The organism is Streptomyces phyllanthi, assembly GCF_009377205.1.
In the GTDB taxonomy this organism is placed as follows: domain Bacteria; phylum Actinomycetota; class Actinomycetes; order Streptomycetales; family Streptomycetaceae; genus Streptomyces; species Streptomyces phyllanthi.
This window is the reverse complement of sequence record NZ_VJZE01000274.1, coordinates 1-12,297: the sequence shown is the minus strand read 5'-3', so window position 1 is coordinate 12,297 and position 12,297 is coordinate 1. Positions and strand designations below refer to the sequence as shown.

General features: G+C 71.4%; 7 protein-coding genes and 1 pseudogene. 7 read left to right on the top strand and 1 reads right to left on the bottom strand.

What is annotated here, in order from left to right; translation table 11 throughout:
• Positions 1-23: 23 nt before the first annotated feature.
• The gene (locus tag FNH04_RS29890) at positions 24-941 is read right to left on the bottom strand and encodes a sugar phosphate isomerase/epimerase family protein (RefSeq protein WP_152788898.1); all 918 of its coding nucleotides are present in this window, start codon (positions 939-941) and stop codon (positions 24-26) included.
• Positions 942-1,453: 512 nt separating this feature from the next.
• Between FNH04_RS29890 and FNH04_RS29885 the strand changes: the two are divergent.
• The 7 genes and pseudogenes from FNH04_RS29885 to FNH04_RS29855 form a co-directional block, all read left to right on the top strand.
• Positions 1,454-1,651: pseudogene (locus FNH04_RS29885) on the top strand (5-deoxy-glucuronate isomerase); the annotation flags it as partial.
• A gap of 100 nt (positions 1,652-1,751) precedes the next feature.
• Positions 1,752-3,635, top strand: a complete 1,884-nt coding sequence (iolD, locus tag FNH04_RS29880) for a 3D-(3,5/4)-trihydroxycyclohexane-1,2-dione acylhydrolase (decyclizing) (protein WP_152788897.1) — start codon at positions 1,752-1,754, stop codon at positions 3,633-3,635.
• 14 nt (positions 3,636-3,649) lie between these two features.
• Positions 3,650-5,161 (top strand): CoA-acylating methylmalonate-semialdehyde dehydrogenase, encoded by a 1,512-nt coding sequence (gene mmsA / locus FNH04_RS29875; protein WP_152788896.1) that lies wholly within the window; start codon positions 3,650-3,652, stop codon positions 5,159-5,161.
• Positions 5,162-5,406: 245 nt separating this feature from the next.
• Positions 5,407-8,226, top strand: coding sequence for an alpha/beta fold hydrolase (locus tag FNH04_RS29870; protein WP_152788895.1), 2,820 nt, complete (start codon positions 5,407-5,409; stop codon positions 8,224-8,226).
• Positions 8,223-9,086 carry an ABC transporter permease gene (locus FNH04_RS29865; RefSeq protein WP_152788894.1) on the top strand — a complete coding sequence of 288 codons (864 nt, stop codon included), beginning with the start codon at positions 8,223-8,225 and terminating at the stop codon, positions 9,084-9,086. The genes FNH04_RS29870 and FNH04_RS29865 overlap by 4 nt, the downstream gene beginning before the upstream one ends.
• 144 nt (positions 9,087-9,230) lie before the next feature.
• Positions 9,231-10,814 (top strand): vWA domain-containing protein, encoded by a 1,584-nt coding sequence (locus tag FNH04_RS29860; protein ID WP_152788893.1) that lies wholly within the window; start codon positions 9,231-9,233, stop codon positions 10,812-10,814.
• A 184-nt stretch (positions 10,815-10,998) separates the two neighbouring features.
• A partial coding sequence (locus FNH04_RS29855; RefSeq protein ID WP_152788892.1) for an AMP-dependent synthetase/ligase occupies positions 10,999-12,297 on the top strand: 1,299 nt, incomplete at its 3' end.

Sequence of the window (12,297 nt, the reverse complement as noted above, 5' to 3'; positions counted from 1 at the left end):
ACCCCCCGCCCCAAGCGGAGCGCCTACGCTCCGCAGGACCTCAGGAACGCCCTCGTACGCTGAGCAATAGGCAACGGCCGATCCGCCTCACACGGATACATGTCCTGCTCCACGATCGCGAACAGATCCACATCCAGCTTCTGCGCGGCGGCCAGCACAGGCTCCAGCGCCGGCACCCCCGCGGGCGGCTCGCACATCACGCCCTTCGCCACGGCCGGCCCGAACGGAATCCCGTTCGCCCGCACCTCCGCGAGGATCTCCGGATCCACCTGCTTGAGGTGCAGATACCCGATCCGCTCCCCGTACGTCTCGATCAGCTTGACGCTGTCACCCCCGCAGTACGCGTAGTGCCCCGTGTCCAGACACAGCGACACGACAGACGACTCCGTACCGTCGAGGAACCGGGCGACGTTCTCCTCGCTGTCGATGTGCGTGTCCGCGTGCGGGTGCATCACGATCTTCAACCCGTACCGCTCCCGCACCTCCCGCCCCAACCGCTCCGTCAGCTGCGTCAGGTGCCGCCACTGCTCGACCGTCAGCGTGTCCGGCTCCAGCACCTCGCCCGTCTTGTCGTCCCGCCAGAAGGAGGGGATGACGACCAGATGGGACGCCCCCATCGCCTGCGTCAGGGCAGCGATGTCCGAGACATGCGCCCACGTCGACTCCCACACGTCAGGACCGTGGTGCAGCCCCGTGAACACCGTGCCCGCCGACACCTTCAGGCCACGCTTCGCCGTCTCCTCGGCGAGCACGGCCGGATCGGTCGGCAGATAGCCGTACGGCCCCAGCTCGATCCACTCGTAACCGGACGCCGCGACCTCGTCGAGGAAGCGCTGCCAGGGGACCTGCTGAGGGTCGTCGGGGAACCAGACACCCCAGGAGTCGGGAGCCGAACCGACCCGGATGCGGGAAAGTGAGGACTGAGGTGACAACGACGTCATGGCCGTCAGCGTGCGGGCGCCGGTGAACCGTGTCAAGCCCTGGTCCGTATGTCTGGACAAAATATTGACAGGGGTCCACGGACGGGACTAGACCTTGGGGCACGGGACCGGACGTGGGACGCGTTCCGGTCCCGTGCGGGCCCGGCCGAAGGGAACTCGATGGCGTACGACCTGATCACGACGGGACGGTCCGGAGCGGACCTGTACCCGCCCCGGACGGGGGCCACGCCGCACCTGAACACACCCCGGACAGGGGCCACCCCGCACCTGAACACGCCCGGGACGGAGGCCGTGTCACACCCGACGAAGACCATGACCGCGGGGACCGTCCTGTGACCACCCACACCACCAACACCACCCACAACACCCACGCCCCCGTCGACGTGTCCCTCGAACGGTTCCGCCGAAGGGCGCACGGGCCCGCGACGCCGTGCCGCTCAGCCGCATGGCGCGGTCGGCCACGGACGACCCGCGGCCTCGAAGCGGCTCTCCGAGCGGAGCGCCTGCGCGCCTGTACGGTGCGCGTCGAGGACGAAGAGTTCCAAATCCCGGGCGGTGAAGGCGCGTTCGACGGAGTCGCCGACTTCGTGTACGCGCCCCGCGACGCCCGGGCCCAGATCGCCTCCGGCGCGGGAGGCCGCTTTGCTTTGGCAGGAGCGAAGTGCGAGCGACGACTCCCCGCCCGCTACGGCCCCGCGCCGGAGGTCCCCGACACCCAGGCGGACCATTGAGACGTGGGCGCGGCGGAGCCGTACCGCAGTGGCGGATCTGCTTCCATCCGGAACACGTAGAGAGCACAGAGGGATACCGATGACCTCGACGACGAGGCTGACGGTCGCGCAGGCGCTGGTGCGGTTCCTGGCCGCCCAGTACACGGAACGGGACGGCGAGCGGCAGCGGCTGATCGGCGCCACCTGGGGCATCTTCGGCCACGGCAACGTCGCCGGACTCGGGCAGGCGCTCCTCGAGTACGCCGACGGGATGCCGTACCACCAGGGCCGTAACGAACAGGCCATGGTGCACGCGGCGGTCGGCTACGCGCGCCAGTCGAACCGCCTGTCCACGCACGCCGTGACGACGTCCATCGGACCCGGCGCGACCAACCTCGTCACCGGCGCCGCCCTCGCCACGATCAACCACCTGCCGGTGCTGCTCCTGCCCGGCGACATTTTCGCCACCCGCCCGGCCGACCCGGTGCTCCAGCAGCTCGAAGTCCCGTACGCCGGCGACGTGTCCGTCAACGACTGCCTGCGCCCGGTGTCGAAGTACTTCGACCGGATCACCCGCCCCGAGGCCCTGATCCCGGCCGCCCTCCAGGCGATGCGCGTACTGACCGACCCGGTCGACACCGGCGCCGTGACCCTGGCCCTCCCGCAGGACGTGCAGGCGGAAGGCTTCGACTGGCCGGAGGAGTTCTTCGCCGAGCGGACCTGGACCGTGCGCCGCCCGGCGGCGGACGCGGGCGAACTGGCCGCCGCGGTCCGGGCGATCCGGGACGCCCGGCGCCCGCTGATCGTCGCGGGCGGCGGCGTCCACCACAGCCGCGCCGAGGAGGCCCTCGCCGAACTCGCCGACGCCACCCGCATCCCCGTCGCCTCGACACAGGCCGGCAAGGGCTCCCTGCGGTACGACCACCCGCAGGACGTCGGCGGCATCGGCCACACCGGCACCGCCACGGCCGACGAACTCGCCCGCACCGCCGACCTGGTGATCGGCGTGGGCACCCGCTACACGGACTTCACCACCGCCTCCGGCACCCTCTTCACGAACCCCGAGGTCCGCTTCCTCAACCTCAACATCGCGCCCTTCGACGGCCACAAGCTCGCCGGGCTGCCGCTCATCGCCGACGCGCGCGCGGGCCTGGAGGCGCTCACCGAGGCACTCGAACTCCACGACCACCGGGTCACCGACGCCTACGCGAGCGAGTACACCGACGACAAGCAGCGCTGGGAGCATCGCGTCGACGCCTGCTACGAGTGCGACGAGCCCGACACCCGGCCCACCCAGCCGCAGGTCCTCGGCCTGCTCGACGAGATCGTCACCGAGGAGGACATCCTCATCAACGCGGCCGGCTCCCTCCCCGGCGACCTGCACAAACTGTGGCGGGCACGGTCGCGGGACCAGTACCACCTGGAGTACGGCTACTCGTGCATGGGCTACGAGATCCCCGCCGCGATCGGGGTGCTCATGGCCGAGCCCGGGCGCCCGGTGTGGGCGCTGGTCGGCGACGGGACGTATCTGATGATGCCGACCGAGATCGTGACGGCCGTGCAGGAGAACGTCCCCATCAAGGTGCTGATCATCCAGAACCACGGGTACGCGTCCATCGGCGGCCTCTCCGAGACCGTGGGCGGCGAGCGGTTCGGCACCGCGTACCGCCACCGGTCCGACGACGGCACGTTCACGGGCCCGCCGCTGCCCGTCGACCTCGCCGCGAACGCGGCCAGCCTCGGCATGCGGGTGCTGCGGGCGAAGACCGTACGGGACCTGAGGACGGCCCTCGCCGAGGCGCGGGCCGCCGACACCCCCACTTGTGTCTACGTGGAGACCCAAACGGCAGACACAGTGTCGGGCCCGCCCCCGGCCCAGGCCTGGTGGGATGTACCCGTGGCCGAGACCGCGACCCGATCGTCGGCGGTCAAGGCGCGCGAGCTGTACGACCGGCACGTCTCCACCCGGCGCCGCCATCTGTGAAGGAGTTCTCGGGCATGACGAAGATCGTCAACCACTGGATCGGCGGCAAGCCCGTCGAAAACGCAGCGGGCGCGTCGGGCACGTACGGGGCGGTCACCGACCCGGCGACCGGCGCCGTGACCACCAGGGTCGCCTTCGCGAGCGTGGACGAGGTGGACGCGGCGGTCGCGGCGGCCAAGGAGGCGTTCGCGACCTGGCGGCACTCGTCCCTGGCCCAGCGGACCTCGATCCTCTTCAAGTTCCGCGCGCTGCTGGACGCCCACCGCGACGAGCTCGCCGAGCTGATCACCGCCGAGCACGGCAAGGTGCACGGCGACGCGCTGGGCGAGGTGGCGCGCGGCCTGGAGATCGTCGATCTGGCCTGCGGGATCAGCGTGCAGCTGAAGGGCGAGCTGTCCACGCAGGTGGCGAGCCGTGTGGACGTCTCGTCGATCCGCCAGCCGCTGGGTGTGGTGGCCGGCATCACGCCGTTCAACTTCCCGGCCATGGTGCCGATGTGGATGTTCCCGCTGGCCATCGCGTGCGGCAACACGTTCGTGCTGAAGCCGAGTGAGAAGGACCCGTCGGCGTCGCTGAAGCTCGCCCGGCTGCTGGCCGAGGCAGGGCTGCCGGACGGCGTGTTCAACGTCGTGCACGGCGACAAGGTGGCCGTGGACCGGCTGCTGGAGCACCCGGACGTGAAGGCGGTCTCCTTCGTCGGCTCGACCCCCATCGCCCGCTACATCCACACCACGGCCTCCGCCAACGGCAAGCGCGTGCAGGCCCTGGGCGGCGCCAAGAACCACATGCTGGTGCTCCCGGACGCCGACCTGGACGCGGCCGCCGACGCGGCGGTGTCCGCGGCCTACGGCTCGGCGGGCGAGCGCTGCATGGCCATCTCGGCCGTCGTGGCGGTCGGTTCGGTCGGCGACGAGCTGGTGGAGAAGATCCGCGAGCGCGCCGAGAAGATCAAGATCGGCCCGGGCAACGACCCGGCGTCCGAGATGGGCCCGCTGATCACCGCAGCGCACCGCGACAAGGTCGCCTCGTACGTGACGGGCGCGGCGGCGGAGGGCGCCGAGGTGGTCCTGGACGGCACCGGCTTCACGGTGGAAGGCCATGAGGACGGCCACTGGATCGGCATCTCGCTGCTCGACAGGGTGCCGACCACGGCCAAGGCGTACCGGGACGAGATCTTCGGCCCGGTGCTGTGTGTGCTGCGCGTGGACACGTACGAGGAGGGCGTCGACCTCATCAACGCCTCGCCGTTCGGCAACGGCACCGCGATCTTCACGCGGGACGGCGGCGCCGCCCGCCGCTTCCAGCTGGAGATCGAGGCGGGCATGGTCGGCGTGAACGTCCCGATCCCGGTCCCCGTGGGCTACCACTCCTTCGGCGGCTGGAAGGACTCCCTCTTCGGCGACCACCACATCTACGGCAACGACGGCACGCACTTCTACACCCGCGGCAAGGTCGTCACCACCCGCTGGCCCGACCCGTCGGAGGCGCCGGCGGGCGTGGACCTCGGGTTCCCGCGCAACCACTGAGCGCGCCGTACGACGCGTAGTACGACCGGTGCCCCGCTCCTCGTCCGAAGAGCGGGGCACCGCTCGTATCCGGGCCCCGCTTCGCACTCACTTTTCTGTCGGTTGACTGTCAGTTGTGCCACGTTCCGCGGGCCCTCGCATACCGCGCCTGCTGTACGTGACCAGGGCTTGTACTCCTCTGGGAGGGCCCGGGGTTCAGTCCGGCGGTGGCATGCGCTGTCCGAGGGTGCCCTTACCGTTGACGCATGGATCTTCGACTGCCCGCATTGCGAGGCCCACGGCGCTGGGCGGCGACGGCTGCGACCGCCGCCGTCGCCGTGCTCGCCGGCGCCGGTGTGTGGACGGCCGTCGCCTCGGACGACGTACCGGCCGTGCACAGGGCCGACAAGGTAATGGCCATGGGCGGCGGGGTGAGGATCGACACCTCGTACTTCACCGCGGGGTCGGGCCGCCGCCCGGCCGTGCTGCTCGCCCACGGCTTCGGCGGCAGCAAGAAAGACGTACGGCAGCAGGCGGAGGACCTCGCCCGCGACGGATACGCGGTACTGACCTGGTCGGCACGCGGCTTCGGCGAGTCGACGGGGAAGATCGGGCTCAACGACCCCAAGGGCGAGGTCGCCGACGTCTCCCGGCTCATCGACTGGCTGGCCGAGCGCCCCGAGGTCGAGCTCGACAAGAGTGGCGACCCGCGCGTGGGCCTCGCCGGCCCCTCGTACGGCGGCGCGGTCTCGCTGCTGACCGCCGGGTACGACCAGCGGGTGGACGCGATAGCCCCCGCGATCACGTACTGGAACCTGTCGGACGCGCTGTTCCCGAACGGCGTGTTCAAGAAGATGTGGGCCGGCTACTTCATCAACACCGGTGGCGGCTGCGACCGGTTCGAGGCGCGGCTCTGTGAGATGTACGACCGGGTCGCCGAGTCCGGCAACCCGGACGCGGAGGCCGTGAAGCTCCTGGACGAGCGCAGCCCCTCCGCCGTGGGCGACCGCATCAAGGTGCCCACGCTCCTGATGCAGGGCCGGACCGACTCCCTCTTCCCGCTCGGCCAGGCGGACGCCGCGGCCAAGGCGATCCGCGCCAACGGCGCCCCCGTGGACGTCGACTGGATCGCGGGCGGGCACGACGGCGGCGACATGGAGGCCGCTCGCGTACAGGCGAGGGTCGAGGCGTGGTTCGACCGCTACCTCAAGGACGAGACGGGCGTCGACACCGGCCCCGCCTTCCGTGTCTCACGCGAGTCCGGCCGCGCAGGGAACGACGGCACCGTGCCGCTGACCGGCACGAGCTCGGACACCTACCCGGGCCTGGCGAGCGGGATGCGCCCGGTCGCCCTGACCGGCCGCGAGCAGACCTTCGACAACCCCGCCGGGGCCAACCCGCCCTCCATCTCGGCCCTGCCCGGCGTCGGCGGCGGCCTCTCCCAGCTCTCCTCGGTGGGGCTCAGCCTGTCCATCGACTTCCCGGGCCAGTTCGCCGCGTTCGAGTCGGCGCCCTTCGTGGAGGACCTGCAGATCACCGGCTCGCCGACGGTCACGGTCCATGTGAAGTCGACCAGCGAGGACGCGGTGCTCTTCGCGAAGCTCTACGACGTCGGCCCGGACGGCACCCAGCCGACGCTGCCCTCCCAGCTGGTCCAGCCCGTCAGGGTGGAGGGCGCCAAGGCCGGCAAGGACGTGAAGATCACCCTCCCGGCGATCGACCACGAGGTGGACGACGGCCACCGGCTGCGTCTCGTCGTCTCCTCGACGGACCTCGGGTACGCCTCCCCGACCGCCCCGGCGAAGTACACGGTCTCCCTGAAGGGCGACCAGGGTGACCTGCGGGTCCCGTCGTCCATGGGCGAGGACTCGGCGGCCACGCCGCTGCCCGCCTGGGTCTGGTGGATGCCGATCGCCGGTGCGCTGATCGCCGCCCTGCTGGTGCTGACGGGCCGCCGCCGGACCGCCACCCCCGCCCCCGACCCGGAGCTGGCCGAGGTCCCGCTCCAGATCACCGGCCTGAGTAAGCGGTACGCGAAGTCGTCCGACCGGTACGCGGTCAAGGATCTCTCCTTCCGCGTGGAGAAGGGCCAGGTGCTCGGCCTCCTCGGGCCGAACGGCGCGGGCAAGACGACGACCCTGCGCATGCTGATGGGCCTGATCAAGCCGGACGGCGGCGAGATCCGCGTCTTCGGCCACGCGATCCGGCCGGGCTCCCCGGTGCTGTCCCGCGTCGGTTCCTTCGTCGAGGGCGCGGGCTTCCTCCCGCACCTCTCGGGCCGCGAGAACCTGGAGCTGTACTGGAAGGCCACGGGCCGCCCGCCCGAGGACGCCCACCTGGACGAGGCCCTGGAGATCGCGGGCCTCGGCGACGCCCTGGCCCGCGCGGTCCGCACCTACTCGCAGGGCATGCGCCAGCGCCTCGCCATCGCCCAGGCCATGCTCGGCCTCCCGGACCTGCTCATCCTCGACGAGCCCACCAACGGGCTCGACCCGCCACAGATCCGCGAGATGCGCGAGGTGATCATCCGTTACGCGGCGGCCGGCCGCACGGTCATCGTCTCCAGCCATCTGCTGGCCGAGGTCGAGCAGTCCTGCACGCACCTGGTGGTCATGGACCGCGGTCAACTGGTCCAGGCGGGCGCCGTCGCCGACATCGTCGGCGGGGGCGACACCCTGCTCGTCGGCCTGGCCGGCGACATCGCCGACCCGGTGGTGGACAAGGTGGCGGACCTGCCGGACGTGGAGTCGGCGGTACGGACGGAGGGCGGCCTGCTGGTGCGGCTCGTGCCGTCGGCGACCGACACCGGCACGGGCGCGCTCTCCGGCACGGAGGCCACCGCGGTGACGACCGAGCGCGAACACGCGTCCACGGGTGCCGCCGAGGCACCCGCGCAGGGCGCGGCCGTCGCCACGGTCACCAAGGAGGAGCCCGCGAGCGCGGGTTCACCCGGCGCACCCGAGCACTCGGCGGCCGCCGCCCGGCTTCTCGTCGAACTCGTACGGCTGGAAGTCCCCGTCGCGTCCCTCGGCCCCCACCGCCGCCTGGAGGACGCCTTCCTGACCCTGATCGGAGGTTCCGGATGAGCACACTCACCGAGTCGCGTGAGGTGGCCTCCGGCTACCGGGCGGGGCGGACCCTGCCGCTGCGCGTCGAGCTCGTACGGCAGTTGAAGCGACGCCGCACGATGGTCATGTTCGGGATCCTGGCCGCCCTGCCCGTCGTCCTGCTCGTCGCCTTTCAGGTCGGCGGCGAACCGGGGCAGGGCAACAACCGGGTGAACCTGATGGACGCCGCCACGGCGTCCGGGGCGAACTTCGCGGCGGTGAACCTGTTCGTCTCCGCGGGCTTCCTCCTCGTCATCCCCGTGGCGCTGTTCTTCGGGGACACGGTGGCCTCGGAGGCGAGTTGGTCGTCGCTGCGCTATCTGCTGGCGGCGCCCGTGCCCCGCGCCCGGCTGCTGTGGTCCAAGCTCGTCGTCGGAGTAACCCTCAGCCTGGCCGCCATGGTGCTGCTGCCGGTCGTCGCGCTCATCGTCGGCACCGCGGCGTACGGCTGGGGGCCCCTGCAACTCCCCGTCGGCGGCACGCTGTCCACGGGCACGGCCGCCCAGCGCCTGCTGATCGTCGTGGCGTACATCTTCGTCTCCCAACTGGTCACCGCGGCCCTCGCGTTCTGGCTCTCCACCAAGACGGACGCGCCGCTGGGCGCGGTCGGCGGCGCGGTGGGTCTGACCATCATCGGCAGCGTGCTCGACGAGGTGACGGCCCTCGGCGACTGGCGCGACTTCGTCCCCGCCCACTGGCAGTACGCCTGGACCGACGCCGTCCAGCCCCAACTCCAGTGGGACGAGATGATCCAGGGCGTGTCCGTCTCCGTAACGTACGCGCTGGTCCTGTTCGCCCTGGCCTTCCGCGGTTTCGCGCGGAAGGACGTGGTCTCGTAGGTCAACGGAGGATCACCTACCGGTCTCGACGACCGCCCGCCGTGGCCGCTTCGCAATCCATCCGCAACATCCGGTAGCGCACATCCCGGCCCCCTCCGACGTCACAGTCACAGACATCGACGTCAACGGACCAAGGGGGCACGGATGACGAACCGGTACCGAGCACGACGACTGCGCGCCGGGCTGCTGGCACTCACCGCGGCGGGCGGTCTGCTGCTCACGGGGTGCGGCGCGGGGGGCAGTGGCGGTCACGGCTACTCGGCGGACGAGGCGAACAGGGGCAAGGGCTACGCCCCGGCACCCGCGCCCGCCCCGGCCGACAGCCAGGGCACGGGCGAACAGCGCGACAGCCAGGGCCATGACTCCCGTGAGATCGCCCCGTCCCCCGACTACCTCTCCACGTTCGCGCTCGACGTGGACACCGCCTCGTACGCCTACGCGCGCCGCACCCTCGCCGACGGCGGCCGGCCCGACCCGTCGACCATCCGCCCCGAGGAGTTCGTCAACAGCTTCCGCCAGGACTACGAACGCCCCGACGGCAACGGCTTCTCGGTGACCGTCGACGGCGCCCGTACGGACGAAGAGGACTGGTCCCTCGTTCGCGTCGGCCTCGCCACCCGGCCGAACGAGGCCGAGGGCGAACGCCCGCCCGCCGCCCTCACCTTCGTGATCGACGTCTCCGGTTCCATGGCCGAACCGGGCCGCCTCGACCTGGTCCGGGACGCCCTCGGCGTGATGACGGAACGCCTGCGCGACGACGACTCGGTGGCGATCGTCACCTTCAGCGGGGACGCCGAGACCGTTCTGCCCATGACCCGGCTCGGCGGCAACCGCGACCGCGTCCACGACGCCGTCGACGAACTGGAACCCACCGACTCGACCAACCTCGGCGCGGGCGTCGAGACCGGGTACGCCACGGCCGTCGAGGGCCTGCGCGAGGGCGCCACGAACCGGGTCGTGCTCCTCTCCGACGCACTCGCCAACACCGGCGACACCGACGCCGACACGATCCTCGAGCGCATCGCCGACTCCCGCCGCGAACACGGCATCACGCTCTTCGGTGTCGGCGTGGGCAGCGACTACGGCGACGCCCTGATGGAGCGCCTCGCCGACAAGGGCGACGGCCACACGACGTACGTCTCCACCGAGGACGAGGCCCGCAGGGTCTTCAGCGCCGAACTCCCGCGGAACATCGACCTGACGGCCCGTGACGCCAAGGCCCAGGTCGCGTTCGACCCGGAGACCGTCGCCGAGTTCCGTCTCATCGGCTACGACAACCGCCAGGTCGCCGACGAGGACTTCCGCGACGACCGCGTCGACGGCGGCGAGGTCGGCCCCGGCCACACGGTCACCGCCCTCTACGCCGTACGCACCCGGCCCGGCGCCTTGGGCCATCTGGCCACGGCGACCGTCCGCTGGCTCGACCCGGACACCCGGACCCCGCACGAGGAGTCGGGCGACCTGGAGGCCCGGGCCCTCCACGACGACCTGTGGACCTCACCCGACGGCCTCCGGGTGGCCGCCGTCGCCGCGTACTTCGCCGACGCCCTCCGCGGCGGAGACGGCCGCGTGCCCGGGATCCCGGGCAGGCCCACGCTCCGGCGACTCGCCGACCATGCCGAGGAGTTGGCGGACCACCGCGAGGACCGGCAACTGCGGGACCTCACGAACATGATCGAGGCGGCGGACCGGGGCGTACCGGTCGAGGGCGGCACCGACCCCGAGTGAAACCGGCAGCGGGCACCGGCGGCACCACCGTCTGCCGCCCTGCCTGCAGCGTTTGGGAGAAATGAGTGGAACCCATTGAAAATCCCCTACGCACCGGTAAGTTGACTCACCGGTAATCAGTACCGGCAGAGCCGTCAGCACCACATGTACGGCAGACGTCAGCATGTCGCGACCGGGAGCCGCCATGGGCGTACGCAAGGACTTGAATCAGGCGAAGCAGCGCGGTGACCTGGCGGACCGCGTCAAGGTCGAGGTCATCCGCGACGAGCACGGTGTCGTCCGCGAGGCGCGCACCCCTGCCCTCGCGCGCCCGGCGACGACCGGCAGCATCGCCGACCTGCCCTTCACCAACGCGTCCGAGGACCCCGAGGCCGTGGTGCTGCGCCGCCACGAGGCCGGCACCTGGCACCCCGTCTCGGCCGCCGACTTCGCCCGCGAGGTCACCGCCACCGCCAAGGGGCTGATCGCGGCCGGCCTCGAACCGGGCGACCGCGTCGCGGTGATGTCCCGCACACGCTACGAGTGGACGGTCCTCGACTTCGCGATCTGGGCGGCGGGCGGACAGACCGTCCCCATCTACGCCACCTCCTCACCCGAGCAGATCGAGTGGATCGTCAGGGACTCGGGCGCCCGCTTCATGGTCGTGGAGACCTCCGAGAACGCGGAGGCCGTCCGCACCGGCACGGCCGACCACGCCGAGCCCCCGCGCTGCTGGCAGCTGACGCCGGCATCATCCGCTGACGCGGCGGGCGGCGCGCTGCCCGAACTCGCCGCGCTCGGACGCGAGATCCCCGACGAGGAGGTCACCAAGCGCCGTGGGGTCCTCACCCCCGACACGATCGCGACCATCTGCTACACCTCCGGTACCACGGGTCGGCCGAAGGGCTGCGTGCTCACCCACGCCAATCTCCACGCGGAGGCCGCCAACACGGTCGAACTGCTCCACCCCGTCTTCAAGGCGGTCAGCGGCCAGATCGCCTCCACCCTCCTGTTCCTGCCGCTCGCGCACATCCTCGGCCGTACGATCCAGATCGCGTGCGTCATGGCCCGTATCGAGCTGGGCCACTGGCCGAGCATCAAGCCCGACGAACTCCGGCCCGCGCTCAAGGAGTTCCGCCCCACCTTCCTGGTCGGCGTCCCGTATCTCTTCGAGAAGATCCACAACACCGGCCGCGCCACCGCTGAACGCATCGGCCGCGGCGCCTCCTTCGACCGCGCACACCGCATCGGGGTGCGCTTCGGGGAGGCGTCCCTCGACAAGTTCCTCGACAGGGGAAAGGGGCCGGGCCCCGGTCTCCAGGCCGCCTGGGCCCTGTACGACATGCTGGTCTACCGCCGAATCCGGGGCGAGCTCGGTGGCCGTATGCGCTACGCCATCAGCGGCGGCTCCCCGCTCGACCGCGATCTCAACCTCTTCTTCTACGCGGCGGGGATCATCATCTACGAGGGCTACGGCCTCACCGAGACCACAGCCGCCGCCACC

Coding starts and splice junctions, on each gene's coding strand:
- FNH04_RS29860 (WP_152788893.1), top strand. CDS start 9,231: ATGACGAACCGGTACCGAGCACGACGACTGCGCGCCGGGCTGCTGGCA.
- FNH04_RS29870 (WP_152788895.1), top strand. CDS start 5,407: ATGGATCTTCGACTGCCCGCATTGCGAGGCCCACGGCGCTGGGCGGCG.
- mmsA (WP_152788896.1), top strand. CDS start 3,650: ATGACGAAGATCGTCAACCACTGGATCGGCGGCAAGCCCGTCGAAAAC.
- iolD (WP_152788897.1), top strand. CDS start 1,752: ATGACCTCGACGACGAGGCTGACGGTCGCGCAGGCGCTGGTGCGGTTC.
- FNH04_RS29890 (WP_152788898.1), bottom strand. CDS start 941: ATGACGTCGTTGTCACCTCAGTCCTCACTTTCCCGCATCCGGGTCGGT.
- FNH04_RS29865 (WP_152788894.1), top strand. CDS start 8,223: ATGAGCACACTCACCGAGTCGCGTGAGGTGGCCTCCGGCTACCGGGCG.